The sequence below is a fragment of the Vibrio sp. 1159 genome (assembly GCF_033340395.1).
GTDB lineage: Bacteria > Pseudomonadota > Gammaproteobacteria > Enterobacterales > Vibrionaceae > Vibrio > Vibrio alginolyticus.
The window spans coordinates 46,346-67,760 of sequence record NZ_JAWOWL010000006.1 but is presented as its reverse complement, the minus strand read 5'-3'; the positions used below and the strand labels follow the sequence as shown (position 1 = coordinate 67,760).

Below are 21,415 nucleotides of genomic sequence, written 5' to 3'. Positions count from 1 at the left end.
TTACTGCCTCTAAGTACGATCAGTTAGCTAAAAGCAACGGAGGCTGTAATGGCAGGCGACACTAATCAAGAAAAAGACAATGAAAAGCTTAACGATGCGGTAGAGCAAACAGAAACGAAGGATACGGGGACAAAAGAAGAAAAACAGCAGTCGACCGTCTCTTCGACTGTAGCGACCGGTGCTGAAAGTGCAGATGCTGTTGATGAAGCCAATCGTGCGATGGAAGAAAATCCTAGTGGCGCGGGTACGGAAGAAGAAGCAGTGAGCTCGGGTGGCGCAGTTCAAGAAGAGGATACTGAGAGTAGCAGCGACTCTGACGCTGCACAATCCAATATTGTTGATAGTGTAGCTTCTAGCGGAGAATCAGGTGACGAGGCTCTGGGCAGCGGTGGTTCGGATTCTGGGGCGGGTGCCCAAGCGGTCGGTGGTGGTGATGCCTCTGGCTCTGAAGGTGGTTTGGACGCAGAAGGCAATGAAGCGCAAGGACAAGCGGTACAAACTTCATCTGCGCCAAGTGCTTCTTCAGACTCTGAAGGTTCTCAAGGTGGTGACGAGCTAGATTCAGAAACCACTGAAGAGAGCTTCGCGGTGGATGTACAAGACACTAGCGAAGAAACCACGACGCAAGTAGAAGACGATTTCGACTCCGAAACTACGAGCGAGACGTTCCAAATTAAAGTCGAAGGTGAAAATGACGCGCCAGAAGTAGGGCAAGATCTGGCATACATCATGGATGAAGATGGCACTATTACCTTCACTCAAGAACAACTTCTCGGGTACGCGAGTGATGTTGATGGCGATGATCTTGCCGCATTTAACGTGCAAGTGGGTGCTAATGCATCCGTTGTGGATAATGGTGATGGCACTTATACCGTCACACCTGAAGCTGATTTTAATGGTGAACTCGACTTAACGTTTGATATCAGTGATGGTCAAGAAACCATTTCTAGTTCGATTGATTTAACTGTTCGTCCAATCAATGACGCACCAGTGCCGGAAGATAAAACCTTTGAGGTGGAAGAAGACGGCACGCTGATCTTCACCGATGCTGACCTGCTTGCTGGTGCAACGGATATTGAAGGCGATAACCTAACAGTTGAGGGCGTAAGCTACGACGGTGGCGACGGCATCCTGACCGACAACGGTAATGGGACTTACACTTTTGCGCCAAATGAAAACTTCAATGGCGATGTGAACTTTAGCTTTGATGTGTCCGACGGCACGGATACGGTTTCTGCCAACATTGATGTAAGCGTTACGCCAGTCGACGACGCACCAGTATCTGGCAATCTTGCATACTCGGTGGATGAAGATGGCTCGATTCGTTTGAGCCAAGAGCAGTTGTTGTCGCAAGCTTCCGATGTGGAAGGCGATGCACTGACGGCATCTAATCTTTCGGTAGATGGCAACGCGACGGTAACTCAAAATGACGATGGTAGCTTCACCATCACGCCGGACGCAGATTTTAATGGTGATATCGACATCAGCTTTGATATCTCAGATGGCACGAATACCGTTCAAGCAACCGCTGACCTAACCGTTAATCCAATCAACGATCTGCCTGTTCCTCAAGACCAACAGTTCAGCGTGGAAGAAGATGGCACGCTGATCTTTACGGACGCAGACCTGCTCAGTGGTGCAACGGATATTGAAGGCGATAACCTAACGGTTGAGGGCGTAAGCTACGACGGTGGTGACGGCATCCTGACCGACAACGGTAATGGGACCTACACTTTTGCGCCAAATGAAAACTTCAATGGCGATGTGAACTTTAGCTTTGATGTGTCCGATGGCACAGATACGGTTTCTGCCAACATTGATGTTAACGTTACGCCAGTTGATGATGCGCCAGTATCTGGCAATCTTGCTTACTCAGTGGATGAAGATGGCTCGATTCGTTTGAGCCAAGAACAGTTGTTGTCGCAAGCTTCTGACGTGGAAGGCGATGCACTGACGGCTTCTAACCTTTCGGTAGATGGCAACGCGACGGTGACTCAAAATGACGATGGTAGCTTCACCATCACGCCGGACGCAGATTTCAACGGTGATATCGACATTAGCTTTGATATTTCAGATGGCACGAATACCGTTCAAGCAACCGCTGACCTAACCGTTAATCCAATCAACGATCTGCCTGTTCCTCAAGACCAACAATTCAGTGTGGAAGAGGACGGCACGCTACAATTTACCGATGCGGATCTGCTTGCAGGTGCGACCGACATTGAAGGCGATGACCTTTCTGTAACGGGAATCAGCTACGAAGGAACCGACGGCGTTCTAACTGACAATGGCGATGGCACGTATAGCTTTGCGCCAAATGAGAACTTCAACGGTGATGTAAACTTCAGCTTCGACGTATCTGATGGCACAGATACAGTTTCAGCGAATGTGGATGTGAGCGTTACGCCGGTGAATGATCCTCCGGTGGCTGGTTCAACGTCTTACACGGTTCACGAAGATAACTCTATTACCATTTCTGACGCGCAGCTGTTGGCAAATTCTTCGGATTTAGAAGGGGATGTCTCGATTGATAGCGTGAGCTACTCTGGTAGCGATGGTGTGTTGCAAATCAATGGTGACGGCACGTACACCTTCTCTCCAAATGAAAACTTTAATGGTGAAGTGACGCTTGATGTTGTCGTCGCTGATGAAGAAGGCGCAACGGATGCCACCACTGCTGGCATTACGGTGCTGGAAGTGAACGATCCACCAGTCGCAGGACCAACTTCTTACACCATTGATGAAGATTCAGTTCTGACCTTCAGTGAATCGCAAGTGCTGCTGAATGCCTCTGATGTGGAAGGCGATGTAGAGCTTGTTGGCATTAGTTACGATGGTCCGGATGGCATTTTCACCGTTAACGATGATGGCACGTGCAGCTTCGCGCCAAACGAGAACTTTAACGGGCAAGTTCAACTTGATGTGACCATTCGAGATGAAGATGGAGCAGAAGTTGATACCGTCATTAATGTGAATGTATTGCCAATCAATGATGCGCCAGTATCGGGTGATTTGGCTTACAGTGTTGATGAAGACGGTGCGATTACACTCAGCCAAGAACAGCTTCTTTCTCAAGCGTCTGATATTGAGGGAGATGGTCTGACTGCTAGCGATTTGACTGTAGATGGAAACGCAACCGTCACAGCGAACGACGATGGCAGCTTCACGATTACGCCAGATGCGGACTTTAATGGTGACATTGATATCCAATTCAACATTACAGATGGCACAGACACTATCAAAGCAACGGCGGATCTAACGGTTAATCCAGTTAACGATCTTCCTGTTCCTCAAGACCAGCAGTTCAGTGTTGAAGAAGATGGCACGCTTCAGTTTACCGATGCAGACTTGCTTGCTGGCGCGACCGATATCGATGGCGATAACTTAACGGTTGATGGCATTAGCTACACAGGCAGCGATGGTGTGCTGACTGACCACGGTGATGGTACTTACACCTTTGCACCAAATGAAAACTTCAACGGAGACGTCAGCTTTAGTTTTGGTGTTTCTGACGGTACTGAAACCGTACCAGCAAATGTGGACGTCAGCGTCACTCCAGTGAACGATCCTCCGGTTGCGGGTTCTACGTCTTACACGGTTGATGAAGACAACGCGATTACCATTTCCGACGAGCAGCTTCTGGCTAACTCTTCGGATGTGGAAGGCGCAGTGTCTATCGATAGCGTGACTTATTCAGGCACCGATGGCGTATTCCAAGACAATGGCGACGGCACATATACCTTCACGCCAAATGAGAACTTTGACGGTAACATTTCGCTCGACGTTACGGTCATCGACCAAGATGGTGCAACGGATACAACAACCGCAGGCATCGATGTTATCGCGGTGAACGACGCACCAGAAACGTCAGGCATTCAAGCTGAGGTGGATGAAGATAATGCCATCACCATCACGCAAGAACAGTTGCTTGCGAATGCGACAGACATTGAAGGTGATGACCTTGTTGCTAGCAACTTACAAACCAATGACCCAGATGCGACGATCGTAGCCAACGACGATGGTTCATTCACCATTACACATACGGAAAACTTCAATGGTGAGTTGGACTTCACTTACAACATCAGCGATGGCGAAAATGATGTTCTGACCACGTTGGATCTGACCGTTAATCCTGTCAACGATGCGCCAGAAGCGGGTGACGAGATCTTTATTCAAGCAGAAGAAGACCAAACAGTGGGTGTTTCTCTGCGTGAAGAGCCTGCGTTACGTCTCGACCAAGCCCCTGAAAACGGCATCATTGAAGCAAATCTAAATGACGAATGGGTACAGCTAGAAGTCGGGCAGGAGGTTCCTGCAGACACGGAAGTGCGCTTCATTCCAAATGATGATGCATTGGCAAACGGTACGCATACGAGTCAAATTGGTACCTTTGACGACAACGCCAGCCTTGATGATTGGGGTACTGCTGTTGACCCTTACACACGTGAGTTTGTTGATGGTGATTTGAAAGTTACCGTTCAAAGTAATGATGACCCACTCGGTGCGTGGAATGGTAAAACACACATCGGTCACGGTATTGGTGATACTGACCGCCAAGGCTTGAGCGGTGATGAAAAACTGACTGTGACTGTTGAAGGTCAAGACATCAACGAAATCAGCTTCCACCTAGATGGTCTAGGCGGCTGGTTTATGGAAGAGTCTCGCCACTTTACCGAAGTCGAAATTCGCGCATTCAACTCTGATGGTGACTTGATCGACTCGATGACTTACCACAAAGAAGATCGTGGTAGCTATGAGACGGATTACACCCTAACGGTGAACGAGCCGGTGTCTTACTTTGAGTTAGGTACGATTCAAGGTAACGGTACATACGTGGTTCAAAACATGACGGTTTCGCAAACTTGTCATGATGAAGCGGTGTTCACATCTATTGGTGTGGATGGCACGGAAATCACTGAAACGGTAGAACTGAATATCCGTGAAGGTGACAGTGAAATCGAACTGACGGCTGATCTGCCAAATGTGACCATCGATACCGAAGGTTCTACGCAGTTTGCCTCTGTGGTAATCACAGAAGAGCAGCTTCTCGCACAAGCGAGTGATATCGATAGTGACGTCCTTGATATTCAAAACCTAGAGCTGGTGGGGGATAACGCGGAGCACGCTACGTTAACCGACAACGGCGATGGTACGTGGACAGTCACACCAGATGAGAACTTCTACGGTGAGATTGAGCTTGGCTACCAAGTTACGGATGGTGAACTCACTGACGACAACATCATCAACATCAACTTCGAAGCAGTAAACGATGCGCCAATCGTTTCTGGTCCGATTGTATTGTCGACTGATGAGGATGTGGGCATTACGTTTAGCGCGGACGATCTGCTTGCGAATGCAAGTGATGTGGAAGGTGATGCGCTGTCTATCTCTGATATCTCTTACAGCGGTGATAACGGTGAGCTTGTCGATAATGGCGACGGCACTTACACCTTTATGCCGAATGAAAACTTCAATGGTGAAGTCGATATCGATTACAAAGTCTTCGATGGCACCGATGAAGTCGATACTCATCTAGACCTGACCGTTATTCCGGTCAACGATGTGCCAGTTCCTGGTGCACCGCTGCATACTCAAATGCTAGAAAACGGCACCATCATCATCGAAGCAAAAGACCTGTTATCAGGTGCGACCGATGTGGATGGCGACATTCTTCATATCGAGAATCTACTGCTTGTTGACCAGTCACAAGGTACGTTGACAGACAACGGCGACAACACCTTTACCTTCGAGCCAACTTCGAACTTCTACGGTGAAGTGAACCTGACCTTCGACATCAGCGATGGTCAAGCAAGCGCACCAAGCACTGCGAAGATCGATGTTGAGATCGTCAACGAAGGTCCAGAGGTAAGCGGGCCTGTTGATGCGGTCGTCGATGAAGATGGCTCAATTACCATCACTCAAGAAGACTTGTTGGCGAACGCGACGGACGTGGATGGTGACAACCTTGAAGCGGTGAACCTGTCGACCAACGATCCTAATGCAACCATCGTTGAGAACGCTGATGGTAGCTTCACGATTACACCGAGCGAAAACTTCTTTGGTGAAATCGAATTTACTTATGACGTAACTGACGCGATTGAAACCGTCGCTGCGGATCTAAACCTCACCGTTAACCCAGTGAACGACCTGCCAGATGTACCTGATTTGTCCTTCACCACAGAAGACGGCGAAGCCATCACGATTACTGAAGCAGAGCTGCTGGCTCAAGCGACGGACATCGAAGGCGATGACTTATCTGTTGTGAACGTGACGAGCTTAAGCGATACGGTTCAAGTGACAGACAATGGTGATGGCACTTACACGTTAACGCCAGAGCAAGGCTTCTTTGGTAATGTTGACCTCACGTTTGATGTGAGCGATGGCACCGATGTGGTGGCGGCAAACATCGACTTGAAAGTTGAGTTCGTCAACGACGCACCAGAAGCAGCACCAATCGTGGCAGACGTGGACGAGGATGGTTCTATCCTCGTGACACAAGAAATGCTGCTTGAAAACGCCAGCGATCAAGATGGTGATGACCTATACGCAACGGCACTAGAAACCAATGATCCGAATGCCTCTATCGTGGATAACGGTGACGGCACCTTTACCGTTACGCCTTCACAGCACTTCAATGGAGACATAGAGTTTACTTATGAAGTAAGCGACGGTGAATTGAGTGTTGCCAATGAAATGACGTTGACGGTGAACCCAGTCAATGACATTCCAATTGTTGCGCCTGGCATGTACCACATTGAAGAGGATGGCAGCATCCTGTTCACGCAAGAAGATCTTCTAAGTGGCGCGATTGATATTGATGGTGATGACCTCACCGTTACCAGCATTAACTACTCGGGTGATGAAGGTACTGTAACGGACAACGGTGACGGTACATTTAGCTTCGTACCAGAAGAGCACTTCAGTGGTGACTTGCAGTTCAGCTTTACGGTTTCTGACGGTACTGATGAAGTTGAGCAAGACATTAATGTCCATATCGAAGCCGTGGCAGATGCGCCAGACCTAGTCATCACTGATGGCGATGGTCGAAACGTGGATGACCAAGCGATCTTGGTTGAGCCAGGCGGTATTGTTGAAGTGAACATCGCCGCAGCATTGGTTGACCAAGACTTGTCAGAAACGCTGACTGTGACCGTTGATGGTGTTCCTGAAGGTTCGGTGATCAGCTACGACAACGAAGGGGTACTTAACGATCAAGACAACGGTATCACCAGTTTCAACGATACTGAAATCACGGTTACGTTTGAAGGTGAAACCGCGGGTTACCAAAATACAGCGGGTTACTACAAAGTCGATGAAGATGGCAACATCACGGGCGTTGAAGTGGTGTACGAAAACGCCTCTCAAGTTGGCGGCGGCGGTGACCTCGTTCCGGGACAAGATCAGTTCAGCTTCCAAATCTCGGAAGGGGAAAGCTTCAACCTATTCTTGATTCCTAACGGTCATAACTTCAATGACTTTGCGTCCATGCAAGATGGTCAGTACGAGTTCCGTGCAGCAGATGGCTCTCCTGCGAACATGGATACAGTTGACCCACAACTCGTGTTTGTTGGCGCTGATGGTTCTGAAACCGTGATTCAAAGCCAATTCGGTGATGCTGTCTTCCATGGTGGTTCAAGCTCAGAGCTGAACCAAGATGGTATTGAACATACCCGAACTACTGTGAACGAAGACGGTGAACTGGTTTACGGCTTTGAAGATCTCTACGGTGGCGGCGATGCCGATTACACCGACTTCAACTTCACCATTGATGTCGGTGAAGTGAACAGCCAGATCTACAGCGGTGAAGTGACAGTCGGTCCAGATGGTTCTGTAACGCTTCCAACCACAGCAATTGAACAAGAGCTACAGATTCAATTGCCAGAAGACTTTAACCAACAGCTAGAAATCAATGTAACGGCAACGGCAACAGAGCTATCAAATAATGATTCTGAAACCGTTTCTCAAACCATCTACGTCAATGCAACAGGTGCCCACATTGAACATGCGCCTGAAGCATTGCCTGTTTCAGCGATGGTTGAAGAAGATGGTTCGATCCTAATTACGCAAGAAGATTTACTCGCTAATGCGCGTGACTTGGATGGAGACCAACTGACAGCACTGAACTTGGCAACGGATGATGAAAACATCACCATTACAGACAATGGCGACGGTACTTACACCTTAACGCCAGATGCGGACTTTAATGGTTATATCACCTTTACGTTCGATGTGTCTGACGGCGATGATGTTGTCTCAACCAACCTTGAGTTATTGGTGTCACCAGTTAATGATGCGCCTGAACCACAAGATCAAGCGTTCACTGTTGGTGAAGATGGTGTGCTGACCTTTACTGATGCGGATCTGCTAACAGGCGCTACCGACATTGAAGGGGATGACCTATCTGTTGAGGGCGTCACTTACACAGGCGCAGACGGTGTTCTTACTGACAATGGTGATGGCACCTACAGTTTCGCACCAAACGAGAACTTCAATGGCGACGTGAACTTCACTTTCGATGTTTCCGATGGCACGGATACCGTGACGGCAAATATCGATGTAACAGTTACGCCAGAGAACGATCCACCGGTGGCAGGCAGTACGGCTTACACCGTTCATGAAGACAATTCGATTACCATCAGTGACGAGCAGCTATTAGCGAACTCATCGGATATTGAAGGCGATGTGTTGATTGATAGCGTGAGCTACAGCGGTAACGATGGTGTCCTGGAAATCAACGGTGATGGTACTTACACCTTCTCACCAAACGAGAACTTCAGTGGCGAGGTGAGCCTAGATGTTGTCGTTGTCGATGAAGAAGGTGCAACGGACTCTACCACTGCTGGCATTACTGTGATTGAGGTAAATGACCCACCAATCGCAGGTCCTACTGCATACACTATCGATGAAGACCAAGTTCTAACCTTTAGTGAATCGCAAGTGCTACTGAATGCTTCGGATGTTGAAGGGGATGTTGAGCTAGTAGGCATCAGCTACGACGGTCCAGATGGTATCTTCTCAGTAAACGGCGATGGTACTTGTAGCTTTGCACCGAATGAAAACTTCAATGGTCAAGTGCAGTTGGATGTGACCATTCGTGATGAAGACGGTGCAGAGGTCGATACTTACATCACAGTCGATGTCTTACCAATCAATGATGCACCAGTATCGGGCAACTTGGCTTACAGCGTCGACGAAGACAACTCAATCACGTTGAGTCAAGAGCAGCTTCTTGCTCAAGCATCGGATGTAGAAGGCGACGCATTAACCGCATCTAATCTAGTGGTTGATGGCGATGCAACGGTTACGGCAAACGACGATGGTAGCTTCACTATCACGCCAGATGCGAACTTTAATGGCGACATTGATATCACGTTCGATATCAACGACGGCAGCGATACTATTGTTGCAACAGCGGACCTAACCGTTAACCCAGTTAATGATTTGCCGCAGCCAGAAGATCAAGCGTTCACCATTGGTGAAGATGGCGTGTTGACCTTCACTGATCAAGACCTATTGGATGGTGCAACGGACATCGATGGCGATGACCTCTCGATTGAAGGCGTCACTTACACAGGCGCAGATGGTGTCCTAACTGACAATGGCGATGGCACTTACAGCTTCGCGCCAAACGAGAACTTCAATGGCGACGTGAACTTTACCTTCGATGTTTCTGACGGCACGGATACCGTGACCGCGAATATCGATGTGACAGTCACTCCAGAGAACGATCCACCGGTGGCAGGCAGCACGTCTTACACAGTGCATGAAGACAACTCGATCACCATCAGTGACGAGCAGTTACTGGCGAATTCATCAGACGTCGAAGGAGATGTCGCGGTTGATAGCGTTAGCTACAGCGGCACAGATGGTGTGTTCCAAGACAATGGTGACGGTACGTACACCTTCTCGCCAAACGAGAACTTCAATGGCGAAGTGAGCCTAGATGTTGTCGTGGTCGATGAAGATGGTGCGACGGATTCGACTACCGCAGGTATTACAGTACTTGAGGTGAACGATCCACCAATTGCAGGCGCGACCAGCTACTCAGTGAACGAAGACGAAGTTATCACCATTAGCTCTGAACAGCTATTGGCAAATGCTTCTGACGTTGAAGGTGAAGTTGCGATTGATAGCGTCAGCTACAGCGGCTCCGACGGTATCTTTACCGATAACGGTGACGGCACATTCAGCTTCGCACCAAACGCCAACTTTGATGGCGATGTTAGCCTAGATGTTGTGGTTGTTGATGAAGACGGTGCAACTGCGTCAACTAATGCAAACATCGATGTATTGCCAATCAACGATGCGCCAGTATCGGGCAACTTGGCTTACAGTGTCGATGAAGACAATTCAATTACGCTTAGCCAAGAGCAGCTTCTTGCTCAAGCATCGGATGTAGAAGGGGACGCGCTAACCGCGACTAACTTAGTGGTTGACGGTGATGCAACGGTTACGGCAAACGACGATGGTAGCTTCACTATCACGCCAGATGCGAACTTCAATGGCGACATTGATATCACGTTCGACATCAATGATGGCAGCGACACTATTGTTGCAACGGCGGACCTTACTGTTAACCCAGTTAATGATTTGCCGCAGCCAGAAGATCAAGCGTTCACCATTGGTGAAGATGGCGTGTTGACCTTCACGGATCAAGACCTGTTGGATGGTGCAACGGACATCGATGGTGATGACCTATCGGTTGAAGGTGTGAGCTACACTGGCGCAGATGGTGTCCTAACCGACAACGGTGACGGCACTTACAGCTTCGCTCCAAACGAAAACTTCAATGGCGACGTGAGTTTTACCTTCGATGTTTCCGATGGTACGGATACCGTGACCGCGAATATCGATGTGACAGTCACACCTGAGAACGATCCACCGGTTGCGGGCAGCACCTCTTACACAGTGCATGAAGACAACTCGATCACCATTAGTGACGAGCAGTTACTGGCGAATTCATCAGACGTCGAAGGAGATGTCGCAGTTGATAGCGTTAGCTACAGCGGCACAGATGGTGTGTTCCAAGACAATGGTGACGGTACGTACACCTTCTCGCCAAACGAGAACTTCAATGGTGAAGTGAGCCTAGATGTTGTCGTGGTAGATGAAGACGGTGCGACGGACTCAACCACCGCTGACATTACTGTTCTTGAGGTGAACGACCCACCAATCGCAGGCGCGACCAGCTACTCCGTTAACGAAGATGAAGTCATCACCATTAGCTCTGAGCAGCTATTGGCGAATGCTTCTGACGTTGAAGGTGATGTCGCGATTGATAGCGTCAGCTACAGCGGCTCCGACGGTATCTTTACTGACAACGGCGACGGTACATTCAGCTTCGCACCAAACGAAAACTTCAACGGTGATGTTAGCCTAAATGTTGTCGTTGTTGATGAAGACGGTGCAACTGCGTCAACCAATGCAAGCATCGATGTATTGCCAATCAATGATGCGCCAGTATCAGGTGATTTGGCATACAGCGTGGATGAAGACGGTTCTATCACGCTAAGCCAAGAGCAGCTTCTTGCTCAAGCCGGCGACGTGGATGGCGATGACCTAACTGCATCCAACCTCACTGTTGACGGCAATGCGACCGTTGTTGCGAATAATGACGGCAGCTTCACTATCACACCGGATGCGGACTTCAATGGCGACATTGATCTGAGCTTCGACATTACAGACGGCGATGCGACCATTCAAGCCACTGCCGATCTGACTGTGAACCCAGTGAATGACTTGCCAACGGTTGGTCAGCCACAGTTTGTTACGCAAGAAGACACCAGCTTCACCTTCACCGAAGAGCAACTGCTGCAAAATGCAGGTGATATCGATGGTGATAACCTAACGGTTGAAAACGTTGCTTCTGACAGCGGTACTTTGGTTGATAACGGTGACGGCACGTACACCTTCGCTCCGAATGAAAACTTCGATGGCAACGTCAACGTGACGTTTGATGTCAACGATGGCACCGTAACGGTTCCTGCAGAAGCGAACATTGATGTTCAATCTGTGGTTGATATGCCAGAGTTGTCGATTGCTTCGGACTTGGTAATTGCCTCTGATAACTTCGAGTCTGGCTCGAACGGTTGGAACGCGAATACTGAAAGTTCACAAGGTTTCGAAACAGGCGACATGCTGGGTCGTATTGGTGGCACTGGCGGTGATGAAGCGGTCAGCAAAACCTACGATATCCCAAGCGATGTCAATGAAGTGAATATCTCGTTTAGCTTCTACGAAATCGATTCTTGGGATGGCGAGTCGTTCCAAATCTTTGTCGGCGGCGAACAGCTAACCACCTTGGAGAACTCCGCGTTCCGTACTCAAGATGGTACGACAACGCTTTACGACTCTGACGGTAACGAAGTAGGTGAAGTGATCCACGGAGCCTCTCAACGTGAAGGCTTCAGTGGTTGGAACGACCAAGCTCACCAAATCAATCTGACGGTTCCTGTCGAGGATGGTGAATTGCAACTTGGCTTCGGTTCAACCTTGAATCAAGACGTTTGGGATGAGTCGTTTGGTATCGACAACATCGAAATCACGGTAGCGGACGCGGATTACCAAATCATTGGTACCGAAGATACGCCAGTGCCGCTTGATATCGATGCCGCGTTAACAGATACCGATGGTTCAGAAAACCTCGCTATCTTGATTGAAGATGTGCCAGAAGGCAGCTCGCTATCAGCAGGTGTTGATAATGGCGACGGCACTTGGTCACTACAACCAGGCGAGCTAGAAGGACTAGAGTTTATCCCTTCTGCGGACTTCAACGGCGATGTGACGCTAACCGTGAACGCAACCTCTACAGATGTGGATACAGGTACAACGGCGACAGCGACGCAAGATGTGACGATTCATATCTCGCCAACCAATGATGCACCAGAAGTGACGGGTGATATCACTGCAGTCACTGCCGAAGACAACAGCATCACGCTGACTCAAGAGCAGTTACTTGAGCATGCCGTTGATATCGATGGTGACGATCTGAGCGCAATCAACTTAAGCACCAATGATGAAAATGCAACGGTTGAAATGAACGAGGATGGCAGCTTCACCATTACTCCGAGCGAGAACTTCTACGGTGACATCGAGTTTAGTTACGATGTCACGGATGGCGAAGAAGTGGTTGCGGCTGGTCTCGACTTAACAGTAACACCAGTCAATGATGCGCCAGAGCCACAAGATCAAGCGTTCACCGTGGGTGAGGACGGTCTTCTTACCTTCACCGATGCTGACCTATTAACAGGCGCGACGGATGTAGAAGGTGACAACCTAACAGTTGAAGGCGTGACCTACACAGGTGCAGACGGTGTCCTAACCGATAATGGTGATGGCACTTACAGCTTTGCACCGAACGAGAACTTCAACGGTGACGTGAACTTCACGTTTGATGTATCAGACGGTACGGATACGACCTCTGCCAACATTGATGTGAGTGTGACGCCAGAGAACGATCCTCCGGTTGCGGGCAGCACGTCTTACACAGTACATGAAGACAACTCGATCACCATTAGTGACGAGCAACTATTGGCTAATTCGTCGGATATCGAAGGCGACGTAGACATCAGTAGTGTGACTTACAGTGGTAACGATGGTGTGTTCCAAGACAATGGCGATGGTACGTACACCTTCTCGCCAAACGAGAACTTCAATGGCGAGGTTAGCCTAGACGTTGTAGTTGTCGATGAAGAGGGTGCGACAGACTCAACCACTGCGGGTATCACAGTACTTGAGGTGAACGATCCACCAATCGCAGGTGCGACAAGTTACTCTGTCAATGAAGACGAAGTCATTATCTTCACGGAAGAGCAACTGCTAGCGCAGTCAAGCGATGTGGAAGGCGACGTGAGCCTAGAAAGCGTCTCTTACAGTGGTAGCGACGGCATTCTAACGGCGAATGACGATGGCACTTATAGCTTCGCACCAAATGAAAACTTCAACGGTGGCGTAAGCCTAGACGTAGTCGTCGCTGATGAAGACGGTGCAACTGCGACAACCAACGCGAACATTGATGTATTGCCAGTCAACGATGCTCCGGTATCTGGCGACTTGGCTTACAGCGTCGATGAAGACGGTTCAATCACATTGAGTCAAGAGCAGTTACTGGCTCAAGCGGGTGACGTAGACAGCGATAATCTAGAAGCAGTGAACTTAACCGCGGTTGCCAATGCAACCGTTGTTGAGAACCAAGATGGTAGCTTTACGATTACGCCTGATGCGAACTTCAATGGCGATATCGACCTAAGCTTCGACTTGATTGATAACGATGGTGCGAGCGTGGAAGTGGGCGTCGACCTAACGGTGAACCCAATTAACGATGCGCCGCAATCAACGCCAGTGAATATTGCTGGCACCGAAGATACCACCATTCTTATCACGCAGGACATGTTGCTTGCTAACGCGACAGATATCGACAACACCTACGACGAACTGTCTGCTGTCGACCTAGTGATTGATGAGCAATACGGTGACTTGCTAGACAACGGTGATGGCACTTGGTCATTCACTCCAGCTGAGAACTTCAATGGTGATGTGCCAATGTCGTTCGGTGTTAGCGATGGTGATTTAGTGACGCCGGTTGAAGGCAATCTAAACATCGAAGCGGTTAACGATGCACCAGAAGCGCCAACCATCCAGATGCAAGGCGAAGAAGATGTGGTCATGGTGATTGACCCAGCTTACATCGCTGATCAAGTTACGGATCTTGATGGTGACGAAATCAGCGTAGAAAGCATCACGGTTCGTGCTCCTGCAAACGCGACATTAACTCAGCAGCCAGATGGTATGTACCACTTGGTAACCACTCAAGACTTCAATGGTTTGGTGGAACTGGGCTACACCGCGACGGATGGTGAAGAAGTGGTTGAAGGCTCGTTGAATGTGGATGTTATCCCTGTCAACGATGCTCCATTCAATGTGGGTAATGCCTTTATGGCAACCGACGAAGATGGCGCATTCACCTTCGACGCTGGCGACCTGATGAACTTGTTCGGCGATATCGATACTGAAAACCTAGTCGTATCACGCATTATCACCGCAGAAGGTGAAGATGGTGGTGAGGTAACAGACAACGGTGACGGTACTTGGACGTTCACACCGACTGGCGATTTTGCAGGGGTTTCTGACTTGCAAGTTGTGGTAAGTGACGGTGAGTTTGAAACAGTACTTGATGTACCAGTGTTTGTTCGCCCTGTTGCGGATGGCGCGGTCATTACAACCGACCATGATGGTCCGTTAGTCTTCGGTGAGGACGAAACGGGTCACCTAGGCTTGAATGTCGGTCTAATCGACGATTCAGAAACGCTAAGTAACCTAGTGATGACTGGTTTCCCTGTTGGCTTCGAAGTTACGGATGGTGTGAATACCATTACCATTACGGAACCGGGTCAATACATCGACTTGAACGAGTGGGATATTTCAGACCTGCAAATGACGCCTCCGGCTGACTTTAATGGCGAGTTCTTCGTAACCGTGACCGCAACAACGGTGGATTATGGTGACGAGCCAGAAGAGTTCGAAGATGGCATCGATTCAGGTGACTTCGAAACCCTAGCGGGTGAACCTGTTATCCTAACCGCAGATGACCTAATCGGATTGGCAGAGAACGTAGACGCTGACGCGGGTGATGAAGTGAAATTCGTGCACCTAGCTGATCGCAGCCAAGGTGAAATTGTCGATAACGGTGATGGCACATGGACATTCAATCCAGCACCAGGCTTTACGGGTGAAGCGGATATCGCTTACGTGATTGATAAAGACGGTGTGCTTCATGATGAGCAAACGGGTGTGGTCGTGAAAGAAGACGCACCACAAGATAATGTTTCTCCAGAAATCGACAGCATTTCTACCACAGAAATGGCTGCGGATGGCACCTTGTCGTTCACCAATGATGACATGCTATCTACCTTGAGCGATGCAGAAGGCGATAGCTTGAGCATTGAGTCAGTGAGCCTAATGGAAGGTCAAGGTGTGATAGAGGCCGATAACCAAGGTAACTACCAATTCACACCAGCAGAAGGGTACACCGGAGATGTTCAAGTTGGCTTTATTGCAACTGACGGTGAAAACCGCATTGAGAGCTTCTTTAATGTCGACATCCAAGGTGAAGGTGAAACCACAACCAGTGAAGGCTACGCACTGGCTGATGATGGTTCACTAACACTAACGGAAGCACAGTTGATTGATGAGCTTGGCATTAGCCCTTCAGCAGAAGTGTTGGATGTCGCCGATGCAAACGATGCAGGTTTCTTCGCGAAATCAGGTGATGAAGAGTGGACATACTGGCCGAACGATGACTTCGATGGCAATTTGGCTATGGATGTTCAGGTCAACGACAATGGTGAAGTATCGACTCAGAATCTGAGCATCCAAGTTGCGGACGATTCAGCGCAAAGTGACGAGCCACAAATTCAAACTGCTCAAGCATCATCAGAGCAGCAAGTTGGCGAAGCGCAACAGCCTGAAGAGCAAGCAGCAAACGGTGCAGACAGTGAAGAGGAGAGCGCAGCTGATGTGACTGCAGCACCAGGCGATACCATTTCTATCTCGGTTCCAGATGAGGTCAGTGGTAACGAATCGGTGGATTATGCAGAAATGTCCGGTCTACCTGATGGTGCATCAGTAAGCAACGCACTGGATAATGGCGATGGCAGCTTCACATTAAGTGGCAACCTGAACCAACCAGTATCGGTTGACTTACCAGAAGGTTACGAAGGTACGAGCGAAATCCAATTCCAAGGTTACGACGAATTGGGCAGCGCAGTAGAAGGTGCGAGTGGCACAGTTGAAGTTGAAGTCGATGATCAATACACCATGCAAGGTTCTGCTCAAGATCAGCAACCAGACATGGCGGGTATGGAATCTGGCGGCAGCGACTGGACAAGTGCGGGAAGTCAAGATCAAGGTGTTGACTTCACGGATGACTCTGGCAGCTTCGACTCGGATACTCAAACGGGTACTGACCAAGGCAACGATTTCGATCAAAGCTCAATGTAACCAGTCCTAGACGAGGGCAGTGTCATTGCAGCCCGGACCAAAGCCATGCAGGTTCTACTTGCATGGCTTTTTTGTTGGTCTTCTTTCTATGAGCTCTAGAAAAAAACTTGGAAATTGAAAAAAGTATTCTTAGCTAGTTTATACCCAAGTAACCTCGAGATGTTAGGTTCAGCGAGAATGGCTTGGTTTGTAGACGCGGCGGCGATTTAAAGGTCTAGTGGGTCTAAATCAAGAATCGACAACAAAGTATACAAACCAAGACAGCTCGCCCTTCGGGAGCGTGTCATTGACTCGGTTTCTGTGTCAAACAACTTGGAAAGAGCTGACTATTACGCTGCGTTGTTTTCCTTGACCCCGAATCAATGACAACGCTCTGAATCCTGCATCTTGAAGTCACTTGGGTATAAGAGTCATTTACAAGGAGGAGCGACATGTACCGTTATGTCAGTTCGCCAAAAGCATCGAAGTACATAGTGCAACCACCACAGCATCGAGAGTTGTCGAGTATCGATGTGCCGGAGTCAGAGCTTGAGATGCGTGAAATTCTGAACAATTGGTTTGCTGATGGATTGGCGCCCATCATTCAGAATGAAGACAATTACATCTCTGCTAATGAGCAACAGCGCTTTGAGCAGCTCAGCCGTACGGTGGGCGTGCTACTGCGTAATAAAGATTACTACTTTGCCACCAAGCGGATTCTCTCGTTGTGGGAGCAAGACTGCTTAGAAACCACTTACGTTAATTATCTGATTTTACGTAGTGAGCGCATACCATACTTCGAATAAGTCCCATTTCTTGGCTTGAAATAGTGGTTTACATGGTTTTCTTAGTAACTTTTGATACCCGTATTTAACATTTTTGTAAACATCGTTATATTTAAGGCTCATCGTTGTCAGGAGTTTATGGATGAACCTTACGATATCAGGGAAGTTGCAGCTCAGTTTTGTGCTGCTAGCCGTACTTTTTATGGCATCAGCGGTATTCACGTATCGCAACGTCACTACCGTAGAGCAATACGCCTCTTCGTTACTTAAATCCGATTTACCGACCGTCGACACCAGTCGCGGTATCCAACAGTCCGTTCAAGCGTCGCTGTCCTCGATTCGAGCCTACATGTTGCTAGGTGGCGATGAAGAGGCGAGTGCACGTCTGAGTGAGGACGTACGCAATATCATGGCATCTACAGACGAGTCACTTCCGACGTTGCAGGTGTTGATCTCTGAACAGGATTTTCAAGCGATCCAAAGCCAGTGGGACGCGGTAAAAGTCTCTTTGAACAAGCTGATTGAACTTAGCCACAGTGATGAGAACTTACCCGCACACAACCTCTTTATTAACGAAGCGGCACCCATTGCAGAAGTGGCACTTGACCAGCTTCAAAGCTTAATCAATGAAGAGTCGGGAAATCCATTTGGTGGAGACAGAAAGCGTTTGTTTAAAGTCTACGCCGACAGTTATACCTCCCTTGCCAATGCACTGTCTGCTTTGCGAGATTTCCTGTTGTACGGGCAGCAAGAGCATTTGGACAAATACCACGACTTGATTAAGTACCACAATCAGTCCGTGGCGGAAATCGACAGCAAACTCGACAGACTTACCGATAACGACCAATCACTGTGGTCACTGTTTAAAGAAATGCAGCAACTGTACTTTCCTTTAGCAGAGCAGGTGATTGCATTGCGTCAATCGCCAGAATGGAACGAATCAAACTTGTTAATGGCGAATGAACTGTTGCCAGCAGCGGATGCACTAGACCAAAGTTTAGAAACGATTGTATTGGCTCAGCAAAGTCGTGCTGATCAAAGTGGACAGGGTATTAATCAGTCGATCAAGAACGTACTGACCACTATGTTGATTGCAGCAGCATTAGTTTTGTTTGCCGCAGTAGCGATTTCAAAATACATGGGCAACACCATTGGTCGCCGAGTGAAAAACTTATCGGAGCGTGCAAAGACGATCGCTTCAGGGGACGTTTCTCAGCCTCCGCTCACCGTTGTTGGGAAAGATGAATTGGCAGACCTTACCGATTCGATTAACCGCATGAACCAATCGTTAGCGAGCATCGTGGCAGGGGTGAGTGAGAAAGCGCACCAAGTGGATACCAGCATGGGGGCTTTATTGGAATCGGCGCAAGTCACTTCATCGAATGTTGAACAGCAACAGACCAGCATTGTTGAAATGGGAAGCCAATTGGATGAAATCGCTTTAGCCGCGCGTAACACCCTAGATCAAGCCAATCAATCGGTGCAGAAGCTTTCTGATTCAAAAGGCGAGATTGAACAAGGTCGCGATGCACTAGAGCAAAACAAAGTCACCATGGAAAGCTTACATGGCAGCATTGAAGCCGCGAGCACGCAAGTGACGCAGTTAAGCAAAGAGAGCGAAGCCATTGGTCGAGTGACGGAAGTGATTGAAGGCTTAGCAGAACAAACTAACTTACTGGCATTGAATGCCGCGATAGAAGCAGCGCGTGCGGGTGACCAAGGACGAGGCTTTGCGGTTGTGGCGGACGAAGTACGCATGTTAGCGACGCGCACTACTCAATCGACGACAGAAATAAACGGCATTATCAATGCGATTCAACGCTCGACCAATTCGGTGGTTGAGGAGATAGAACACAGCCAATCACTTGCGGGGCAGGGCGCTGAGCACATTGAAAAAGCGGTAACTCGTTTGCTTGTCACGACCGAGCAAATTGGTTCTTTGAATGAACAAATGGCAGAACTTGCGGCAGCGGCAGAGCAGCAATCTCATGCGACCAATTCGATCACTGGATTGATGTCCGGTATTACTCAATCAGTGGATGAGGTTTCGAATAACAGCCAACGCGCATCAGAGACATCATTGCAAGTAAAAGAGCAAGTTACCGAGCTGAATCAACAGATGGCAACTTTTAAAACGGCGTAGTTAAGGTTTACGTCTGTTCATCTACTTTTGAACGTTAACCAAATAGTAAAAAAGCCCCAATCCTTTTTACACAAAAAGGGTTGGGGCTTTTTGTTGGATGATACGCCGATATTCGTCTACTTGCTCATTGGATTTAGCTATTTAAATCATAGCTAAAACCAAATTTTCTTTACCGAGCCGGAGTCGTAATATGACTCCATCGGCAGCAAATACTGCAAAAGAATTTTTAAACTTTATACCAATCCCGGTAAGAGAATCGTTCGTTACTACGATTGGTATCATCCTTCTAGGAGCAAGATTATGAACAAACAAGTAAGCCTAATTGGTCTAGACAGCGAACAATCAGCACAACTAGCTCAACAGTTAAATCAACTGCTAGCGCATTACCAAGTGTTGTACATGAACTCTCGCGGTTACCACTGGAACATTAAAGGTGCGCAATTCTTCGAACTGCACGTAAAATTTGAAGAGATTTACACTGATCTACAAACAAAAATCGATGAGCTTGCAGAGCGTATTCTAACTTTGGGTCATACGCCAGCGCACTCATTCAGCAACTACTTGGAAGCAAGTGAAATTAAAGAACATCAAAACGCGACTTCTGGTGAGGAGTGTGTACAAGGTCTGGTTCAAGGCTTTAGCGTTCTACTTCTAAAACAGCGTGAGATTCTACAAAACGCGGGTGAAGCAGATGACGAAGGTACAGCGGCATTGATGGGTGACTACATCCGTGAGCAAGAAAAATTAATGTGGATGCTTAACGCTTACCTACAAGGCTAAGCAGCGCATCACCCAAGCAATCCTTGGGAACGCATGAAACAATCGGGAATAAGTCATAAGGGGCACGTTGGTGCCCCTTTTTTTGTTTGCGTATTTTATATGTGTGCTTTATTTGCGTGGTAAGGATTCAAAACGGCTCAATAAATCACTGAGTTCATTAAGCGCCAATGAGGCTGAATCATTGAAGGTTTCTTGATTACCGTGATGAACAAGGCAAGAGGGCATCTGCGCGTTATACGCTGCCTGCAAGTCGTAAAGGTAATCGCCGACATAAAGCACTTCATTAGGCATCAAACGCCACTCTTTCGCCAACACCTGCAAAGACAATGGGTCTGGCTTGGGCGGGAAGCATTCACGAGTGATGACTCGTTCCACTGAGATTTGGTTGTGCTCTAGTTTGCGCTGCGTGGCGATTTGGCAGTTGCGCGTCACGATAGCGGTTTTGATTTCATTTTGATGCAAGTGGGCGAGTAATTCATGGCAGCCAATCATTGGAGCAGACTGCTCAGCATCAGAAATCTCGTAATCAAATATCACGTTATGAGCGTGCTCTCGATGATGAGGGTGCTCAAGTGCGTCGACAAAATCCAATAGATCTTCACTCTGCGGACAGCCAAGCTGTTGTCGCAATTCGCCGAAGTTCATATCAGAACTCACCAAGGTGTTGTCTAAATCAAACACCACGGCTTTAATTTTATCGAGCTGTAAAGGGAATGGAATCATAATGACC

The 21,415-nt window shown here is 48.4% G+C and carries 5 protein-coding genes; 4 read left to right on the top strand and 1 reads right to left on the bottom strand.

Annotated features, from left to right (window positions below):
* The first annotated feature begins 48 nt into the window (after positions 1–48).
* The 4 genes from R7127_RS07060 to R7127_RS07045 all read left to right on the top strand — a co-directional run bounded on the left by R7127_RS07060 (position 49) and on the right by R7127_RS07045 (position 20,685).
* On the top strand, positions 49–16,998 hold the full coding sequence (locus R7127_RS07060; protein WP_318142771.1) for a tandem-95 repeat protein: 16,950 nt from the start codon (positions 49–51) through the stop codon (positions 16,996–16,998).
* 431 nt (positions 16,999–17,429) lie between these two features.
* Positions 17,430–17,783 carry a hypothetical protein gene (locus R7127_RS07055; protein WP_262584444.1) on the top strand — a complete coding sequence of 118 codons (354 nt, stop codon included), beginning with the start codon at positions 17,430–17,432 and terminating at the stop codon, positions 17,781–17,783.
* 121 nt (positions 17,784–17,904) lie between these two features.
* A complete protein-coding gene (locus R7127_RS07050) occupies positions 17,905–19,905 on the top strand; it encodes a methyl-accepting chemotaxis protein (RefSeq protein WP_203345654.1) in 2,001 nt (666 codons plus the stop codon).
* A 300-nt stretch (positions 19,906–20,205) separates the two neighbouring features.
* Positions 20,206–20,685 carry a Dps family protein gene (locus tag R7127_RS07045; RefSeq protein ID WP_033906834.1) on the top strand — a complete coding sequence of 160 codons (480 nt, stop codon included), beginning with the start codon at positions 20,206–20,208 and terminating at the stop codon, positions 20,683–20,685.
* 108 nt (positions 20,686–20,793) lie between these two features.
* Here the strand turns inward: R7127_RS07045 and R7127_RS07040 are convergent, their stop codons facing one another.
* Positions 20,794–21,408: an HAD family hydrolase gene (locus R7127_RS07040; protein WP_021707668.1), complete on the bottom strand. Its 615-nt coding sequence runs from the start codon at positions 21,406–21,408 to the stop codon at positions 20,794–20,796.
* Positions 21,409–21,415 lie beyond the last annotated feature (7 nt).